Here is a 16,815-nt window from a genome sequence, read left to right on the forward strand (position 1 = left end):
GCGGCCGAACCGGTGATCGACGTCATCGGTACTCCAACACCACCTGCACGGCGGCCTCCGGCTCCGAGTCGAGCAGGTCGTACGCCTCCGCGGCGCGCTCGAAGGGGACTCGATGCGTGATCAGTTCGTCGACGTCGATCCGGTTCACCCAGTTGAGCGCGGTGTCGAGCCGACGTTCGCGGCTCCATCGACCCCGCAGCTCCGGGCTGATCGTGGACACCTGCGTGGAGACGATATCGATCCGGTCGCGGTGGAACCGCCCGCCGAGATCGATCGGCTCGCGTTTCGTCCCGTACCACGATCCGACGACGATCCGCGCGTCGTACCCGACGACGTCGATCGCGTCGTTCAGCGCCGCCGGCCGTCCGGACAGCTCGATCACGAGATCCGCGTCGTCGACCGTTTCGACCACTTCCTCGGGCGTCGTCGCTCGGTCGGCACCCATCTCGAGGGCGAGCCCGCGGCGTCGACCGATCGGATCGACGGCGACGAGCTCCGCCAGCGGAAACGACGCCAGCAGCCGGGTCACACACAGCCCGATGACGCCGGCCCCGAGGACGACGACTCGCTCCCCGATCCGGGGAGCGGCATCGAGCACGACGTTCGTCGCGGTTTCCACCGACGGAACCAGCGCGCCCGTCTCGGGTGACGTTTCCTCCGACAGCGGAACGACGTCGTCCGGGTCCGCACGGAATCGGGTCTGATGCGGCGCGAACGAGAACACCGTCCGCCCGAGCCAGTCGGGATCGACGTCGGCTCCGACGTCGCTGACGACGCCGCTCGCCGCGTAGCCGTATCTGATCGGATACGAGAACTCCTCGCCGAGCCCGTCTATCGTTTCGTCGGCCGGGAGTCCGGACGGAGTCTCGTCGCGATACACGAGCATCTCCGTCCCGGCGCTGATCGCCGAGACGCGAGTGTCGACGAGGAGTTCCGACTCGTCCGGGGAGCCGACCGTTACGGATCGGATCTCGACCGTTTCCGGAGCGGTGAAGTAGAGGGCGGCGTCGTTCATCGTCCCGGCGAGCGGTTCGAGGTCCGGTCGAAACCGGGCTGATGCGACCACGTCCGGACCGATCGGTGACGCGACACAACCATTCATGGGGCCGATCGGTGTTAACTCCTCGTGCGGTGATCCGAACGCGATGCCGACCGGTCGCGGTCGCTTCCCGAGGGGTGCTCGATCGGGAAGCGACCCGCTCGTGGAGCGTGTAGAAACGTCGGTGCGTCGTCGCCCATCGGGATCGGCCCGAAACGGTCCCTACGTGCGGAACGGGCCGAGACGATTCACCGGATAACGTCGAGTCCGTTGTTCTTCTCGACCGGATCGGTGCCGCCGTCGGACTCCCACGCGGCGCGTTCGGAGCCGCCCGTCGCGCCGGTGGTCGCGCTCGTCTCTGCCGCGCGCGAACGCGAGTCTCCGAGGTCGCCGTCGACGCTGGCGGCGCGGGACTTGTCGGCCTGCTTCTGCGTTGACGGGCCGAGCACCTGCGCGCTCTGGACGCCGGTCATGATCGCCATGACGCGCACCTTTCCTTTGTACTCCTCCTGGATACGCGCCCCCCAGATGACGTTGGCGCTGGCCTCCAGCCGTTCGGTGATGTTGTCCGCGATCCCCTCGGCCTCCTTGAGCGTCAGGTCCGGGCCGCCCGTGATGTGAACGAGCCCGCCGGACGCGCCGCGGTAGTCGACGTCGAGCAGCGGGTGGTTCATCGCGTCGTTGACCACTTCCTGGGTTTTGTTCTTGTCCTGCGTCTCGCCGACGAGCATCACCGCGACCCCGCCCTGATTCATGATCGTGGACATGTCCGCGTAGTCCAGGTTGATGAGGGAGGGCTGGGTGATCGTCTCGGAGATCCCCTTCACCGTCTCGGCGATGATCTGGTCCATCACCGAGAACGCCTTCCCGATCGGGAGGTTCGGAACGTAGTCGAGCAGCCGGTTGTTGTCGAGGACGATGATCGAGTCCGCCTCGTTACGGAGGCTCTCGAGACCCTCCTCGGCTTTCACCGTGCGGGCACGCTCGACGTTGAACGGCGTCGAGACCATTCCGACGACGATCGCGCCCTGCTCTTTGGCTATCTTCGAGACGACGGGGGCCGCACCGGTCCCGGTTCCGCCACCCATGCCGGCGGTGACGAAGACGAGGTCGGCGTCGCCGAGCACCTCCTTGATGGTCCCCTGGGCCATCTCGGTGGCGCGCTCGCCCATCTTGGGATCGCCGCCGGCTCCGAGCCCCTGCGTGAGGGACTTGCCCACGAGGATCTTCGTGTCGGCCTCGATCATCTTGAGGTGCTGTTTGTCCGTGTTGATCGCGACGGTGTCCGCGCCGTCGACGCCGATGTTGTACAGCCGATTGATGGTGTTGTTGCCGGCACCGCCCGCGCCGACGATGACGATCCGGGGCTCCCCGAACTCGTCGTCGTCGTCCATGTTGGCGTCCATCTCCCGCTTCTCGGCCTCCGCGTTCTCTAACGCGTCTTGCACGATATCTTGCATCAGTTTACACCTTGGCCCAGCTGCGGTTGCGGCCGCGCTCCTCGCGCTCGCCGTCCTGTTCGTTCAACATGTCGCGGACGGCCGACCGGATCGCCTCGCTCCGGTTCGGGAACTCGCCCGTTTCCACCATCTGTTCGACCTCGTCTATCTGCTGTTTCGGGATCCGTAGTGTCACACGCTCCATTGTTTATTTCCCCCGGTAAGACGGTCCGCACACGTCGCGTGTGTCTTACAGCGTGAAACCGCCCGGCAGCGGGGACATCCCCGCGGCGGACGGATGCTGTAAGACGACCGTCTTACGCAGTTGTGTCCACCGAGGCTATCCTTATAAAGGTAACGACGAATGTAAGACACTCTGGGATACGCGACGTATGCGCACCCGGAAACGCGGTCTGTGGCGTTTAACGGTCCTTCAACACGTCGGCAGCGGGGGTTCGTCGGCCGCATCCGGGGCAGAACGCCCAGTCGGTTCGGACCTCGTCGCCGCACTCACAGAAGGCCCTGTGTGACTGTTTTTCTCCGCAGTTCGGACAGTATACGTGGCTTTCGGGCACGCTTTCGCCACATCCACCACACGCGTCTTCCTGTGTTTGCACGGCGGAACCCGTCCGCGTCTTACGTGCCGCCGGATCGTCGTCGGCGTCCGTCTCACGCTTGGCGTCCGTCTCACGTGTCACACTCGCGTCGCCGTCGTCAGTCCGGGCTCCGTCGATGGTGACGTTTACGGTTAGCTCACCCCCGCGTCCGTACGTGTTCGATCGTTCGGGGGGCCCACTGCGAGGGGGACCACTACCCGTTCCGAGCCGTGCGTCCAACGCGGCGTCGACGCGGTCCGCAACGAGGGTGTCAACCCGTGCCGCGAGGGCGGCGTCGATCCCGTCGTCGGACCTGTCGCCGTCGGGACCGACGGCGGCCTCGTTTCCGCCACCAGCGTCGTCGAGGTACGTGCGGAGCGCGTCACGCATCACCTCGCTTTTCGAGGCGTCACACGCTTCCAGCCGCTCGACGAGGTCGTCGTCGGCTCGGAACGTGATCTTGCTCATCCTGATTCTCGATATTGATGCAGAACATATATATTTACCCCTCCGTCAGACGCTCGCCTGAAGAACGTCTTCCAGACGTCGACCACGGTCCGAGGCGATCTGCATGTGCTACTGTGCCAAGCTACTAAGTCACACGCGTGTCTGACGCAGGTTTATACGGCCCGCACGGGCATACGTGTATCATGAGCAACCGGGTCGAGGACCTCGAACGACAGGTCGCGGAGCTGCAGGCTGCAGTCAACGGACTCACCGAGGAGCTGGTGGAGATGAAAGAGCGTGTCCGACAGGTGGAAGACGAACGGGCGGTCGACGTCGAGCGGGAACAGCCCGCCGCGGGCCCGACGTCCGACGACGGGACGGTGACCGACGAGCCCACCGAGCAGACGACTCACTCGGACGACCACGCCGACGTCGTCGAGCGGACCGGGGCGGACGCCGCGAGTGACGATGGCGACGACGTCGTCGTCGCGGAGCAGGACGTATCGACGCCCGACGCCGAAGCCGCTAAGGGGGAGGAGCGGGGAGACGAAGGCGAGGACGGGGAGTCGGACGACAGCGACATCATCGTCGCGTAGGATCGCGACCACCCCGCGACCCACCCGCGACACATGCACATCACAGAAGTCGTTCTGGACGGATTCAAGAGCTTCGGGCGGACGACGAGGATCCCCTTTTATGAGGACTTCACCGTCATCACCGGACCGAACGGCTCCGGCAAGTCGAACATCATCGACGGAGTCCTGTTCGCGCTCGGGCTGGCTCGGACCCGAGGGATCCGTGCCGAGAAGCTCACCGATCTCATCTACAATCCCGGCCACGAGGACGGCGAACCGTCGGGTGGGCCGAAGGAGGCGTCGGTCACGGTCGTGCTCTCGAACGAGGACGGAACGCTCGACCGATCGCAGGTCGTCTCCGCGGCGGGATCGGAGAACGTCGGCGACGTCTCGGAGATCACGATCAAACGCCGGGTGAAAGAGACCGAGGAGAACTACTACTCGTACTACTACCTCAACGAGCGGTCGGTGAACCTCTCGGACATCCAGGATCTGCTCGCGGCGGCCGGCGTCACGCCGGAGGGGTACAACGTCGTCATGCAGGGCGACGTCACCGAGATCATCAACATGACGCCGTACCAGCGGCGGGGAATCATCGACGAGATCGCGGGGGTCGCGGAGTTCGACGAGAAGAAGGAGGCCGCCTTCGGGGAGCTCGACACGGTCGAAGACCGGATCGGTGAGGCCGACCTCCGGATCGACGAGAAGGTCGATCGACTCGATCGGCTGTCCGACGAGCGGGAGACGGCCCTGGAGTATCAGGAGCACCGCGACGAGCTCGAGGAGTATCGCGGCTACCTCAAAGCCTCCGAGCTGGAGGAGAAGCGTGACGCGCACGCGAGCGTCGAGCGCGACATCGACGAGGCCGACGAGGAGCTCGCGGCGCTCCGCGCGGAACTCGACGTCCGACAGGGGAAGCTCACCCGACTGGAGGAGGACCTGGCGGATCTCAACCACGAGATCGAGACGAAAGGCGAGGACGAACAGATCGCCATCCGGTCGGAGATCGAGGAGATAAAAGGCGAGATATCCCGGCTCGAAGGGCGGATAGAGAACGCGGAGGAGCGCGCCGAGGACGCGGAGACGGAGCGACGGAACGCGTTCGTCGGGATCGACCGCAAGGAGGAGACGATCGCCGACCTCGACGCCGACATCAAGGAGGCGAAAGTCGAGAAGGCGTCCGTGAAATCGGAGATCGCGACGAAGCGTGCCGAGCTCGCGGACGTCGAAGCCGAGATCGAGGGCGCGGACACCGAGTTCGACGAGCTGAAATCCGAGCTCGCGGACGAAAAGGAACGGATCGAGTCGTTGCGCGCCGAGAAAAACGAGAAACAGCGCGAGAAGGACCGACTGCTCGACGAGGCGCGTCGACGGTCGAACGCGATAAGCGAGACGCAGGCGGACCTGGAGGACGCTCACGAGGACGTTCCCGAGATCAAAGCGCGGATCTCGGAGCTACACGGCGAACTCGACAAGGCGAAACGAAACGAGGAGACCATCGAGGAGGTCGTCGCCGACCTGTTCGCGGAGAAGGCGGAGGCCAGCGAGCGGCTCGACGAACTCGACTCGAAACTGCGCGAGAAACAGAACGAGTACGCCAAGCTGGAGGCGGCCGCGAGCGAACGCGGCGACACGTCGTGGCCCCGTGCGGTGACTGAGGTGAAAAACGGCGGTATCGACGGCGTCCACGGCGCTGTCGGCGAGCTCGCCTCCGTCGAGGCGGAGTACGCCGAGGCGTGTGAGACCGCGGCCGGCGGCCGACTCGCGAACGTCGTCGTCGACGACGACGGCGTCGGCTCGACGTGTATCGACTACCTCAAACGCCGCAACGCGGGTCGGGCGACGTTCCTCCCGATCACGAAGATGGACGATCGGAACCTCCCTCGGAAACCGTCCATGCCGGGCGTCGTCGACTTCGCGCGGAACCTCGTCGAGTACGACGCGCGATACGAGTCGATCTTCTCGTACGTGCTCGGCTCGACGCTCGTCGTCGAGGACATGGCGACCGCCCGCGACCTGATGGGCGATTATCGGATGGTGACGCTCGACGGCGACCTGATCGAGAAGTCCGGCGCGATGACCGGCGGATCGGGCGGCGGCTCGCGGTACTCCTTCACGAAGTCGGGCGGCGGCAAGCTCGAACGCCTCGCGACGGAGATCTCGGAGCTGGAAGACGAGCGGCAGGCGTTGGAGGCGGAGATCTCGGAGCTGGAGTCGGACGTCGACGACGCGCGCGGCCGGAAGGCCGACGCCGCGGACCGCGTCCGGTCGCTGGAGTCCGACATCGAGCGCGCGGAGGGGGATCTCGACGCGACCGAGGAGCGCATCGAGGAGCTGGACGCGGAGCTCGCGGAGCTCCGCGCGGAGCGCGAGACGGTCGACGAGGAGATGGCGGAGCTGGACGCGGCGATCGACGAGCTGGACGCGGCGATCGACGAGCTCGCGGCGACGATCGACGACATCGAGACGGAGCTCGCGGACTCGAAGATCCCCGAGCTCTCCGAGCGCGCCGACGGGATCCGGGCGGAGATAGACGAGCTGGAGGACCGGACGGACTCGTTGGACGGACGGCTCAACGAACTCGAGTTGGAGAGGGGGTACGCGGCGGACGCGCTCGACGACCTCCACGACACGGTCGAGGAGGCACAGAACCGGAAGGCGGAGGCCGAGGCGGCGATCGCCGAGCACGAGGCGGCGATCGACGACAAAGCGGATCTGCTCGCGGAGAAACGCGAATCGATCGCGGACCTGGAAGCGGAGCTGACCGAGCTGAAAGCCGATCGCGAGGAGCTTCGCGAGACGATCCGCGAGGCGACCCGCGAGCGCGACGAGCAGCGGACGCTGGTCGCCGACGCGGAAGGCGAGTTGGAGGACCTGATCGACCGTCGCGATCGGTTGGCGTGGGAGATCGACGAACTCGAGTCGCAGGTCGACGCGTACGACGCCGAGTCGATCCCCGAACTCGACGTCGTCGAGGAGCGTATCGAGGAGATCGAAGCGGAGATGGAGTCGTTAGAGCCCGTCAACATGCTCGCAATCGAGGAGTACGACGAGGTCCAAGCGGAGCTGGACCGGCTCCAGGAGCGACGCGACGTGCTCGCGGAGGAGCGCGATGCCATCCGGGATCGGATCGAGAGCTACGAGGCGGAGAAGAAGGCGACGTTCATGGAGACGTTCGAGTCGATCAACGACCACTTCCGAGACATCTTCTCGCGGCTCTCGGCCGGCTCCGGCGAGCTCCTCCTGGAGAACCCCGACGACCCCTTCGAGGAGGGAATGACGATGAAAGCGCAGCCGGCGGACAAACCGGTTCAGCGGCTCGACGCGATGAGCGGCGGCGAGAAATCGCTCACCGCCCTCTCGTTTATCTTCGCCGTTCAGCGACACAACCCCGCACCCTTCTACGCGCTCGACGAGATCGACGCGTTCCTCGACGCGGTCAACGCCGAGCGCGTCGGCGAGATGATAGAGGAGCTGGCCGACGAGGCGCAGTTCGTCGTCGTCGGCCACCGCTCCGCGCTGTTGGAGCGTTCCGACCGCGCCATCGGCGTCACGATGCAGGGGGACAACGTCTCCGCAGTGACCGGGATGCGATTCGGCGGCGGCGACGACGGTGACGAGGAGGTGACCGCGGATGACTGACGGCTCGGACTCCGCGGACGGCGACGGCGTCCCGGCGCTCGACCTGACGAGCGAGCGTGGCGGCGCGAATCCGTTCGGTCGCGACGAGGGCGAGAACGCGGCCGATGGCGAGGAGAACGGACGGAGTACGAACGGGCACGCCGATCCGGGGACGAACGGGCACGCCGATCCGGAGACGAACGGGCACGCCGATCCGGGGACGAACGGCAACGGAGAGCGCTCGATCGACCTCGACGTCGACCGCCCGACCGAGACCGACGACGACGAGGTCGAGCCGGTCGAACTGCTCGTCCAGCTCGCGGAGGAGGGCGAGATAGAGCCGTGGGACATCGACATCGTCGACGTGACGGACGCCTTCTTAGCGAAGCTCGACGAGACGGACCTTCGAACGACCGGCCGGGCGCTGTTCTACGCCAGCGTCCTCCTGCGGATGAAAAGCGACGGGATGCTCGCGGACGACGACGAGGACGACGAGCCCGACGCGGAGCCGTGGGAGCTGGCGATGGAGGGCGGGGTCGGCGATCCGGCGGACCCCGAGTTCGATCCGATAGCCGGCCTGGAAGCGGAGATGGATCGTCGCCTCGATCGAAAGAGCACGCGGGGCTCTCCGGAGACGCTCGACGAGCTCGTTCGCGAGCTTCGTGAGGCGGAGCGCGACTCGTGGTGGAAGCGCTCGCGCGAGTACGACACCACCGACTCGCCGTCCGGCTACGCGCGCGGCACGCAGACGCTCGATTACCACACCGGCGACGAGTTCCGCCGCGACGGCGAGCCGACCGCCGGCGACGCGACGGACCGAACCCACGACGAGGACATCGAGGCGGTGATAGACGACATCGAGGCGACGCTCCGAACCCACTTCGAGAAGGGTCGCACCGAAGTGTTGTTCGGCGAGATAGAGACGGCCGGCGGCCGGCCGTTCATGACGTTCCTCGCGCTCCTCTTTATGGCGCACCGCGGCTCGATCAGGCTCCAACAGGACGAACTGTTCGGCGACCTGTGGGTCCGTGATCCCTCCGCGATCGTTGGCGACGTCGAGGCGACTGCTGACTAGCGGCCGTTCGTGCCCTCGACGGCGGCGTCCTCACCGACCGTCGATCACGGCGTCTCCGCCGTCGATCACGACCTCGCCGTCGAGTTCGACGGTCGGTGATCGATAGATCCCGTCGAGGTGGAGTGATGCGTCCTCGCCAACATCCATCTCGGGACTCCCGGTCAGCGTCGGCCATGCCGTCACGTCGCCGAGACCGACGTGTCCCGTTCCACGTATCTTCTTGTCGTTTGTCGCGATCCCGGTCGGCTGCGTTCGTGGATTCATGCCGAAGCCGAACTCTCCGACCCGCCGACAGTTCGCGGAACGGCCATCGAGCAGGCGTGCGAGCTGACGGGCCTCGTGCTCGCCGTCGATCTCCGTGATTCGACCGGCTTCGACGGTCAGTTCGATCGGCGTCTCGACGGGGCCGATCCGACTCATCGCCGTGTCGATCACGACCGTCCCCTCCGGTGACCCCGGAACCGGCGTGACGTCCGTCTCGCCGGTCGGGAAGGCGGTGTGTCCGTGCTGGGCCGCCGCGTCTCCGAAACTCCGGCGGGCTGTCATCCCCGACAGTGAAGCGACAACGTCCGTTCCGGCCGGCGTCGTGATCCGGATCTCCTCGGCCGCGGTCAGGCGTTCGGCGTACCGCACGACCTCTCGACGCATCCGCTCGGCGGTTCGGGGATCGAGGTGCGCGGACGCCGTCTCGCCCGTGAGGGCATCGACCGTCGCGTACACCTTCAGATGGCGGTTGCCCGCGCTGATGAACTCGAGTAGTTCCGGCGGAAACCCGGACGTCGCCCCGCAGTTCACGACGACGTCGGCGCGATCGATCGCTCCTGCAACGATCGGGCGAAGCGAGTGGTTCCGGGTTCGGTTCGGGACCACGGTCAGGGTCGTGACGTCGGCCTCGACGGCAGTCAGCGCCGCTTGTAGCGCCGTGACGACCGCCTCGTCGGTCGCTGCCGCCGCGAGCAGCGCGACCTGGTCGCCAGCCTCGACGTTCGTCTCTGCGAGCCAGGTCGTCGCCGGGACCAGTTCGGGTATCCGTCTGCCGTTCATGAGGGGCGATAGCGTGCGTCTCACATAACTGTACACGACACCGGATCTCGGCCCCCGTTCGAGATCGCGTCCCGGCTCCGGGTCGACCGTCGGATCGTCGTGGACGGCGGGGCAGTTCACGATCGAAACCACTAAAGTCGGAACCGGCCAACGTGAAGACGAGCCGAGGTAGCCTAGCCTGGCCAAGGCGGTAGATTCGAAATCTACTGTCCATTCGGACACCGGAGTTCAAATCTCCGCCTCGGCGCTTCTCACCGCGAACCGCTCCGATACCCGGCGGGTCGGCGACATCCCACCCGTCGCCTGCGAAAGACCGAAACCCTCGGGCCGTGACCGACGGGTATGAGCGACGAGACGCTGTACGACCGGCTGGGCGGCGAGACGGCGATCGGCGCGGTCGTCGAGGAGTTCTACGATCGCGTTCTCGCGGACGAACGCGTCGCACACCACTTCTCGGAGACGGATATGGCCGACCAGCGCGCCCACCAGACGGCGTTTTTAAGCGCGGTCACCGGGGGACCCATGCGGTACGACGGCGACGAGATGGGGGTCGCCCACGAAGGGATGGGGATCACGGCCACGGAGTTCGACGCGGTCGCGACGCACCTCGACGACGCGCTGGCGGAGTTCGATGTCGACGACGCGGACCGCGAGGCGGTGATCGCCGAGGTCGCGAGCTACCGCAACGAGATCGTCGAGAACGCCTGAAGCCGGGACCCGGAGCTATGGCCGCCCGCCGACACCGCGACCGTCGCCGAGCGACCGCTGTTCGCCGTCGTCGCCGCCCCGAAGCCGCCGACGTCGCTTGTCGTAGGCGGCCTCCAGTTTCGCATTCGTCGCCCGCGAGACGAGGTACAGATCGGCGTCGCCGTCGTCGTCCGGGTGCGCGCTCGCGACCCATACGTGGCCGTCGCCGGCGGAGAGGCCGTCGGCCCACCGCTCGGCGGCCGCGCGGCTCTCGAAGGCGTGGCTGGACCCGTCCTCGAAGACGAGCCGACCGACCTTCGCGTTCCGCTTTCGCGCGGAGGGTTTCACGGAGACGACGACGCTCACGGGCTCCCTTCGGGCGTCATCGGGTAAAAACCCCGTCAGACGCGGTGCCCGCCGCGTTCGACGGCTTGTGTCGTCGGGTCTCTCATTCTCCGACCCGCGACGATGGCGGTTCCGCTCAAAACGCGTGCGAGCGCCGGGAGCCGCACGGCGGGATCGCGACCCGGCGATCAGTCGTCGGCGGGCGTGACCGCGTCGGGCTCGACGCCCTCCTCGCCGGCCGCGGCCGAGAGCAGGCGGTCAAGCGCGTCGACCATGGCGACGACGCTGGCGCGGGTGATGTCTGCGTCCGACGACGAGACGGACACCGAGCGGTCGCCACGGGAGAGGTCGACCTCGACGGTGACGACGGCGTCGGTGCCGCCCGTGATCGCGTCGACGTGATAGGAGTCCAACTCGAAGGAGACGCCGTCGCCGTCGTCGGCGAGCGCGGCGCGAACCGCTTCGAGGCCGGCGTCGACCGGACCCGCTCCGGTGCCGGACGCGACCCGCTCCTCGTCGCCGACGCGGAGTCGGACGGAGGAGGTCGGGAGGTTCCCGCCCGAGCTCGTGGACAGGTCGACGAGCTCGACGTACCGATCGCGCTCTCGGTCCTGTACGTCCTCGGTGATGGCGAGCAGGTCCGCGTCCGTGACGCGCTTCCCGCGATCGCCGAGATCCTTGACACGGCTCACGACCTCGCGGAGTTCGTCGTCGTCGACGTCGAGGTCGTGCTCCGCGAGCGCGGCCGCGACCCCCGCGCGACCGGCGTGTTTGCCCAAGACGAGTCGGCGCTCCCGACCGACCGTCTCCGGCGGGTACGGCTCGTACATCGTCCCGTCCTTGAGGGTGCCGTCGGTGTGGATGCCCGACTCGTGAGCGAACGCGTTCGCACCGGCGACCGCCTTGTTCGGCGGGATGGCGACGCCCGTGGTCTCGGAAACGACTCGGCAGAGCCGGTACAAGCGCTCCAGCTCGACGGTGTCGATGTCGTACGAGCGGGACAAGGCGATCGCGACCTCCTCGAGCGCGACGTTACCGGCGCGCTCGCCGACGCCGTTGACGGTGCCGTGGACGGTGTCCGCGCCCGCCGTGAGTCCGGCGTGGACGTTCGCCATGCCGAACCCGAGGTCGTCGTGGGTGTGGAGGCTCGTCGGACCGAGCGCGGCGAGCCGGGTGACGACCTCGGCGGTGCGTTCGGGATCGGCCGCACCGACGGTGTCGCAGTAACAGATGCGGTCCGCGCCCGCGTCGAGGCCGGCCCCGAGCAGGCGTTCGAGGTAGTCGAGGTCGGCCCGGGAACCGTCCTCTCCGAGCACCTCGACCCAGAGGCCGTGGTCGTTGGCGTACTCGACCAGATCGACGGTACGCTCGACGACCTCCTCGCGGGTCGATCCGACCTTCGTCTCGACGTGTTTGTCCGAGGCGGGGACCACGAGGTTGACTCCGTCGACGTCGCAGTCGAGCGCACGGTCGATGTCGGACCGAACGCCGCGCGCGAAGCTCGTGACGGTCGCGTCGAGCCCCTCGCGGGCGACTCGCCTGATCCCCTCGCGTTCGCCCTCGGAGGTGCACGCCGATCCGGCCTCGATCACGTGGATGCCGGCGGCGTCGAGCTCGCGAGCGAGCGTCAGCTTGTCCGCGGGCGTCAGCGAGACGCCCGGCATCTGCTCGCCGTCGCGCAAGGTCGTGTCTAACAGCTGTACCTCGTCGAGGTGTGTGAGTGGGTTCAAAAGGTCCTCCGTGTCGGTGGTCGTCGCGGTCGCGTCCATGGTCGTCGTCTCGTCCGTCGCTCGACCTCCGTCGGTCCGGACGGGGGTCGGCGTCGCGGTGTCGGCGTTCCCGGCGGTGTCGGCGCTGTCGGCGGTGTCGGCGTTACCGGAGAATTTCACGGCCAGCCGCCGTGTGGCGACTTCCTCTATCCTCCGAACTGCCACGAGTGTCTCGTGTCATTCGTATCCACGTCCATGGGACTCACACATATAAACCGACGGGTCGCGTCAGCTTTCCCCAACCGATCGTCGATCTGAAGCCCGGTTCGCCGACGATCTCACACTCTCGTTGGCCGACGGTACCGAGTCGACGGTGCCGAGTCGGGGGATACGATTATGTCGGTTCCGGCGGACGGCTTCGACATGAGGAGGTCGCGATCGACGACGTCGACGTCGTCACCAACCCGCTGGACGTCCACGACGTCCGTAGGCCGGTGTCACGCGTCCTCGGCACCGAGCACGTCGCGATGAACTACTTCGAGCTCGCTCCCGGTGACGCCTTTGCAGGGGGGCTCCACGCACACGGCGATCAGGAGGAGGTCTTTTACGTCCTCTCCGGGGTCGCCACGTTCGAGGTCGGCCGCGACCGGGAGCGCGTCGACGTCGCGGCCGGCGAGCTGATCCGCTTTGCGCCCGGCGAGTTCCAGTCAGGGTTCGTCCGCGGGGACGCCGACGAGGACGTCGTCGCGTGGGCGTTCGGCGCGCCGGGTGCCCGCCACGACTGGGACGCGATCGAGACGATCGCCGCCTGTGCGACCTGTGCCGAGGAACGACCACACGCGACCGAGCTGACCGACGAGGGGCGATTCCGGTTCACGTGTAACGCCTGTGGGACGTCGTTTTCGCCGTGAGTACGGAGCCGGCCGTTCGCCGTGAGCCGGCGCTCGGACGATCGGGTCGGCTCCGGCTCCTACGGTAAAAGCGATCGGAGCGAGCGCGTTCGAACCCCGCACTCCTCGCGGTACTCGCACGACCCACACCGGTCGTCGTCGACGCGGGGCGGCGGTCCGTCGATCCCGCGTACGGTGCGAAGCGTCCGTCGGTACGTCGCCTTCTTCCGGACGGTGAGCCGGACACCGCGGACGACGCCGACCGAGGGATACTCGACGATCGCACGCGGTATCTCGCGTTCACACTCCCACGCGAGCGCCTTCGCGGCGGCGACCGCCCGAACCGCCTGCGGTTCCCAGACGCCCGCCTCGGGCGGTTCACCCGGTGAGACGACGACCGGGACCGGATCCCCTCCGTCGGCGTCATCCGCCGCCAGCACCTTATGAATCGTTCCGTGGCAGTCCCGACCGGAGACGAACGCCCGCCCGTGGTCGGGATCGACCAGCCGGTCGTAGTCGTCGCGCTCGCGGAGCAGCGAGAGGTTTCGCCGGTACACGGCCGGGGGTCGCCGGATCGGCAGTCGTCGAAGCGCGTCGTCCGCGGCGTCGACGAGCGTCGGATACCGGAACGCGAGGTCGATCCGTGCGCGTGACTCCGGCGGAACGGACCGGTCGTCGTCGCGCCGAGCGTAATGGAGCTGTCGGGGACAGAAGGCGGCGCGGGCGAGGTCGCTGAACGGGATCACGATGCGTGGTGGCCTCGGCTCAGTGGATAAACCCTCGGCTGGGGAACCGGCGGCTGGAGAACTGGAAGCTGGAAAACCGGAAGCTACAGGGAGACGTCGGTGTCGATGTCCTCGGTTGCGTCCCGCAGTCCGTCCTCGCGAGCGCCGCTCGCGTGTGATCCCTCAATCTCGGCGTCCGTGAGCAGGTCGCGGAACTCGTCGCGGAACCGGCCGTTGGCGCGCGTCGACGCCGCGTCCGCCCGCGCGACGTCGACGTACCGCTCGACGACCGGGGGCTCGGCGTCGAGCGCCGCCGCACACTCCTCCACGGAGCGCCCCTCGGCGAGCAGCCGCTTCAGCGTCGCGTACTCGAACGGCGCGTCCCGGTCCGCCTCGTCGACGAGGTGGAGATCGAGGCGCGCGTCCCTGACCGTCTCCTCGTCGACGCCGATCGCCGCGGCGAGCGCGGCGTCGCGCTCGACGGGATCGTGCCCGTCCTCGGAGTCGGCGTCGAAGTAGCCGTACACGACGCGCTCGTAGGCGTCGTCGTCGAGCGCCGTGGCGAACTCGTAGCGGTCGCGCATCGCGGCGATCAGCTCCGAGACCCGGTCGGCGACGGCGTCGTCGTCGCGGTCGACGAGCGAGCCGCGCGACTCCGATTGACGTTCAGTCACCGTGTCGGATCCGGTGGCGTCGATGAAGACGTCGCGCAGGTTCTCGGTCTTCTCGTCCATGATCTCGTCCGTACGAACGCCGACTGAAAAAGGGTATCGTCCGTATTCGTGGCGGTTGCCTGTCTCGCCGCTCCCTCGCCCCGATCTTCTCCCCATCGACTGCCTTCCCATCGACTGCCTTCCCATCGACTGCCTTCCCATCGACTCCGTAAACCACCACCTTCAAGTCGGTTTACGAGAGACGCGTCGCCATGGCAACCAGCACGGAGTCGGTCGATCTCGTCGGCGACGAGGCGGCGACGAACCTCGCTCGTGCGGCGCTTTTCGCCGCGCTCGTCGGTGCGTTCGCGTACGTATCGTTCCCGTTCCCGCTCTCTCCGGCACCGGTCACGCTCCAGGTGCTCGGGGTGTTCCTCGCCGGGATCTTCCTCGGTCCCGTGTGGGGGGCCGCGGCGCTCGTCCTGTATCTCCTCGCGGGCGCGCTCGGTGCGCCGGTGTTCTCGGCGGGGAGCGGCGGCGTCGGCGTCCTCCTCGGATCGCCCACGCTCGGGTACCTCTGGTCGTACCCGATCGCCGCGGCGCTGGTCGGTGCGATCGTCCACCGCGGCGCGACGCTCCGCGACCTCGACACGGTCGGACTCGCCCCGCTGATCGGCGCGATGGCCGCCGGAACCGCGATCATCTACGCGTTCGGCGTCGCGGGGCTGGCGGTCGTGTTGGGGCTCACGCTCCCGGAGGCGTTCCTCCAGGGTGCGGCCGTCTTCCTCCCGGCGGAGGCCGCCAAGATCGCCGCCGCGGTCGGTATCGTCCGTTCGGACGCTATCGCCGCCGAGTAAGCGCCGTGATCGAACGACGACTCGGCGAGGTGGTGCCGTGATCGAACGACGACTCGGCGGGGTGGTGCCGTGATCGACGTCGACGGCGTTACCTGCCGGTACGGCGACGGTCGCATCGTCGCCGTCGACGACGTCAGCCTCTCGATCCCGGACGGGGAGTTCCTCGTCGTCGCGGGCGCGAACGGCTCCGGCAAGACGACGCTCGTGCGGACGTTCAACGGGCTCGTCGATCCCGACGAGGGCGTCGTCGCCGTGAACGGAACGCCGGTGCCCGCCGACCTCGTCGCCGCCCGCACCGCGGTCGGGATGGTGTTTCAGGACCCACGCGACCAGTTGGTGTCGGCGACGGTCGGCGGCGACGTCGCCTTCGGCCCGGAGAACCTCGGACTCGATCGCGGGGAGATCGACCGCCGCGTCCGCGAGTCGCTGGCCGCGGTGCACATGACCGGCCGCGAGGACGACCGAGTCGCGACGCTGTCCGGCGGCGAGCGCGAGCGCGTCGCCGTCGCCGGCGCGCTGGCGATGGAGCCGGATCACCTCGTCTGTGACGAGCCGTTCACCGGGCTCGACGAGTCGGCGAGGCGCTCCGTGATCAACCGGCTTCGGGAGCTCCATCGCAGGGGCAGGAGCGTGATCGTCGTCACCCACGACCTGCGCGACGTGTTCGGACTCGCGGACCGGATCGTCGGCCTCTCCGACGGTCGCGTCGCCGTCGATGCGGCCCCGGAGCGTGCGCGTGACCGACTGCCGGGACTCGACGTCCGGGTGCCCGAACGGGACGGTGACGAGCCGTGACCGGCCGTCGACGTGATCGGCCGTGACGCTCGCGTACGTCCCGGACGACGCGCCCGCCCACCGGCTCGACCCCCGCTCGAAGCTCCTCGGACAGGTCGCGTTCGCGGCCGCGGCGTACGCGTACACGACCCCTCGCGGATTGGCTGTGCTGACGGTCGTCGCGGTCGGGGCGCTGTGGCTCGCCGGCGGCGGGCCGCGGTCACTGTGGGGGTACCGGTTCGCTCTCCCGTTTCTCCTCGTCGCTCCCGTCGTCGCGGGGGCGACGGTCGGCCAGCCGTGGTTCCGTGTCGACCGCGCGGTCGACACGACGCTCGCGAG

At 67.9% G+C, this 16,815-nt stretch carries 16 protein-coding genes, 1 tRNA gene and 1 pseudogene; 9 read left to right on the forward strand and 9 right to left on the reverse strand.

All coding sequences use genetic code 11. From position 1 onward, the window contains the following. Positions 1-22 precede the first annotated feature (22 nt). The 4 genes from ACNSN7_RS13985 to ACNSN7_RS14000 all read right to left on the reverse strand — a co-directional run bounded on the left by ACNSN7_RS13985 (position 23) and on the right by ACNSN7_RS14000 (position 3,542). Positions 23-1,015 (reverse strand): zinc-dependent alcohol dehydrogenase, encoded by a 993-nt coding sequence (locus ACNSN7_RS13985; RefSeq protein WP_418282930.1) that lies wholly within the window; start codon positions 1,013-1,015, stop codon positions 23-25. A gap of 272 nt (positions 1,016-1,287) precedes the next feature. Continuing rightward, positions 1,288-2,499 (reverse strand): cell division protein FtsZ, encoded by a 1,212-nt coding sequence (ftsZ, locus tag ACNSN7_RS13990; RefSeq protein ID WP_418282917.1) that lies wholly within the window; start codon positions 2,497-2,499, stop codon positions 1,288-1,290. Between the two features lie 4 nt (positions 2,500-2,503). Beyond that, positions 2,504-2,683 carry a transcriptional regulator CdrS gene (cdrS, locus tag ACNSN7_RS13995; RefSeq protein ID WP_209484365.1) on the reverse strand — a complete coding sequence of 60 codons (180 nt, stop codon included), beginning with the start codon at positions 2,681-2,683 and terminating at the stop codon, positions 2,504-2,506. Positions 2,684-2,900: 217 nt separating this feature from the next. Beyond that, positions 2,901-3,542 carry a double zinc ribbon domain-containing protein gene (locus tag ACNSN7_RS14000; RefSeq protein WP_418282918.1) on the reverse strand — a complete coding sequence of 214 codons (642 nt, stop codon included), beginning with the start codon at positions 3,540-3,542 and terminating at the stop codon, positions 2,901-2,903. Between the two features lie 182 nt (positions 3,543-3,724). Between ACNSN7_RS14000 and ACNSN7_RS14005 the strand changes: the two genes are divergently transcribed. Genes ACNSN7_RS14005 through ACNSN7_RS14015 form a run of 3 tightly spaced genes read left to right on the forward strand, consistent with a single transcriptional unit; the run spans position 3,725 to position 8,792 of the window. Continuing rightward, a complete protein-coding gene (locus ACNSN7_RS14005; RefSeq protein WP_418282919.1) occupies positions 3,725-4,117 on the forward strand; it encodes a DUF7518 family protein in 393 nt (130 codons plus the stop codon). A 33-nt stretch (positions 4,118-4,150) separates the two neighbouring features. Continuing rightward, entirely contained in the window at positions 4,151-7,738 is a 3,588-nt protein-coding gene (smc, locus tag ACNSN7_RS14010) for a chromosome segregation protein SMC (RefSeq protein ID WP_418282921.1), read from the forward strand. Further along, the gene (locus tag ACNSN7_RS14015; RefSeq protein ID WP_418282922.1) at positions 7,731-8,792 is read left to right on the forward strand and encodes a segregation/condensation protein A; all 1,062 of its coding nucleotides are present in this window, start codon (positions 7,731-7,733) and stop codon (positions 8,790-8,792) included. The genes smc and ACNSN7_RS14015 overlap by 8 nt, the downstream gene beginning before the upstream one ends. Positions 8,793-8,822: 30 nt before the next feature. On the opposite strand, the gene ACNSN7_RS14020 is transcribed toward ACNSN7_RS14015, so the two are convergent. Next, a complete protein-coding gene (locus ACNSN7_RS14020) occupies positions 8,823-9,836 on the reverse strand; it encodes an aminopeptidase (protein ID WP_418282923.1) in 1,014 nt (337 codons plus the stop codon). Between the two features lie 162 nt (positions 9,837-9,998). Here ACNSN7_RS14020 and ACNSN7_RS14025 point away from each other — a divergent pair. Both ACNSN7_RS14025 and ACNSN7_RS14030 read left to right on the forward strand, forming a co-directional pair. After that, a tRNA-Ser gene (locus ACNSN7_RS14025) sits at positions 9,999-10,083 on the forward strand. Between the two features lie 95 nt (positions 10,084-10,178). After that, complete coding sequence (locus tag ACNSN7_RS14030) at positions 10,179-10,544, forward strand: group I truncated hemoglobin (RefSeq protein WP_418282924.1); 366 nt, start codon at positions 10,179-10,181, stop codon at positions 10,542-10,544. A 15-nt stretch (positions 10,545-10,559) separates the two neighbouring features. Here the strand turns inward: ACNSN7_RS14030 and ACNSN7_RS14035 are convergent, their stop codons facing one another. Further along, a complete protein-coding gene (locus ACNSN7_RS14035; protein WP_418282925.1) occupies positions 10,560-10,889 on the reverse strand; it encodes a DUF8081 domain-containing protein in 330 nt (109 codons plus the stop codon). A gap of 167 nt (positions 10,890-11,056) precedes the next feature. Continuing rightward, positions 11,057-12,637: a 2-isopropylmalate synthase gene (locus ACNSN7_RS14040; protein WP_418282931.1), complete on the reverse strand. Its 1,581-nt coding sequence runs from the start codon at positions 12,635-12,637 to the stop codon at positions 11,057-11,059. Positions 12,638-13,014: 377 nt separating this feature from the next. Here ACNSN7_RS14040 and ACNSN7_RS14045 point away from each other — a divergent pair, with 377 nt between their 5' ends. Further along, a complete protein-coding gene (locus ACNSN7_RS14045; protein ID WP_418282932.1) occupies positions 13,015-13,488 on the forward strand; it encodes a cupin domain-containing protein in 474 nt (157 codons plus the stop codon). Positions 13,489-13,547: 59 nt separating this feature from the next. Here the strand turns inward: ACNSN7_RS14045 and ACNSN7_RS14050 are convergent, their stop codons facing one another. Beyond that, entirely contained in the window at positions 13,548-14,213 is a 666-nt protein-coding gene (locus tag ACNSN7_RS14050; RefSeq protein WP_418282926.1) for a hypothetical protein, read from the reverse strand. Positions 14,214-14,296: 83 nt separating this feature from the next. Next, entirely contained in the window at positions 14,297-14,926 is a 630-nt protein-coding gene (locus tag ACNSN7_RS14055) for a hypothetical protein (protein ID WP_418282927.1), read from the reverse strand. 191 nt (positions 14,927-15,117) lie between these two features. Here ACNSN7_RS14055 and ACNSN7_RS14060 point away from each other — a divergent pair, with 191 nt between their 5' ends. The 3 genes and pseudogenes from ACNSN7_RS14060 to ACNSN7_RS14070 all read left to right on the forward strand — a co-directional run. Continuing rightward, on the forward strand, positions 15,118-15,702 hold the full coding sequence (locus ACNSN7_RS14060) for a biotin transporter BioY (RefSeq protein ID WP_418282928.1): 585 nt from the start codon (positions 15,118-15,120) through the stop codon (positions 15,700-15,702). A 69-nt stretch (positions 15,703-15,771) separates the two neighbouring features. Continuing rightward, entirely contained in the window at positions 15,772-16,497 is a 726-nt protein-coding gene (locus ACNSN7_RS14065) for an energy-coupling factor ABC transporter ATP-binding protein (RefSeq protein WP_418282929.1), read from the forward strand. A gap of 22 nt (positions 16,498-16,519) precedes the next feature. Further along, positions 16,520-16,815, forward strand: a pseudogene (locus ACNSN7_RS14070) (energy-coupling factor transporter transmembrane component T family protein); the annotation flags it as partial.

Source organism: Halorubrum rarum (assembly GCF_048380895.1).
GTDB lineage: Archaea > Halobacteriota > Halobacteria > Halobacteriales > Haloferacaceae > Halorubrum.

Coding starts and splice junctions, on each gene's coding strand:
- ACNSN7_RS14000 (WP_418282918.1), bottom strand. CDS start 3,542: ATGAGCAAGATCACGTTCCGAGCCGACGACGACCTCGTCGAGCGGCTG.
- smc (WP_418282921.1), top strand. CDS start 4,151: ATGCACATCACAGAAGTCGTTCTGGACGGATTCAAGAGCTTCGGGCGG.
- ACNSN7_RS14030 (WP_418282924.1), top strand. CDS start 10,179: ATGAGCGACGAGACGCTGTACGACCGGCTGGGCGGCGAGACGGCGATC.
- ACNSN7_RS14015 (WP_418282922.1), top strand. CDS start 7,731: ATGACTGACGGCTCGGACTCCGCGGACGGCGACGGCGTCCCGGCGCTC.
- ftsZ (WP_418282917.1), bottom strand. CDS start 2,499: ATGCAAGATATCGTGCAAGACGCGTTAGAGAACGCGGAGGCCGAGAAG.
- cdrS (WP_209484365.1), bottom strand. CDS start 2,683: ATGGAGCGTGTGACACTACGGATCCCGAAACAGCAGATAGACGAGGTC.
- ACNSN7_RS14005 (WP_418282919.1), top strand. CDS start 3,725: ATGAGCAACCGGGTCGAGGACCTCGAACGACAGGTCGCGGAGCTGCAG.
- ACNSN7_RS14060 (WP_418282928.1), top strand. CDS start 15,118: ATGGCAACCAGCACGGAGTCGGTCGATCTCGTCGGCGACGAGGCGGCG.
- ACNSN7_RS14040 (WP_418282931.1), bottom strand. CDS start 12,637: ATGGACGCGACCGCGACGACCACCGACACGGAGGACCTTTTGAACCCA.
- ACNSN7_RS13985 (WP_418282930.1), bottom strand. CDS start 1,015: ATGAACGACGCCGCCCTCTACTTCACCGCTCCGGAAACGGTCGAGATC.
- ACNSN7_RS14055 (WP_418282927.1), bottom strand. CDS start 14,926: ATGGACGAGAAGACCGAGAACCTGCGCGACGTCTTCATCGACGCCACC.
- ACNSN7_RS14020 (WP_418282923.1), bottom strand. CDS start 9,836: ATGAACGGCAGACGGATACCCGAACTGGTCCCGGCGACGACCTGGCTC.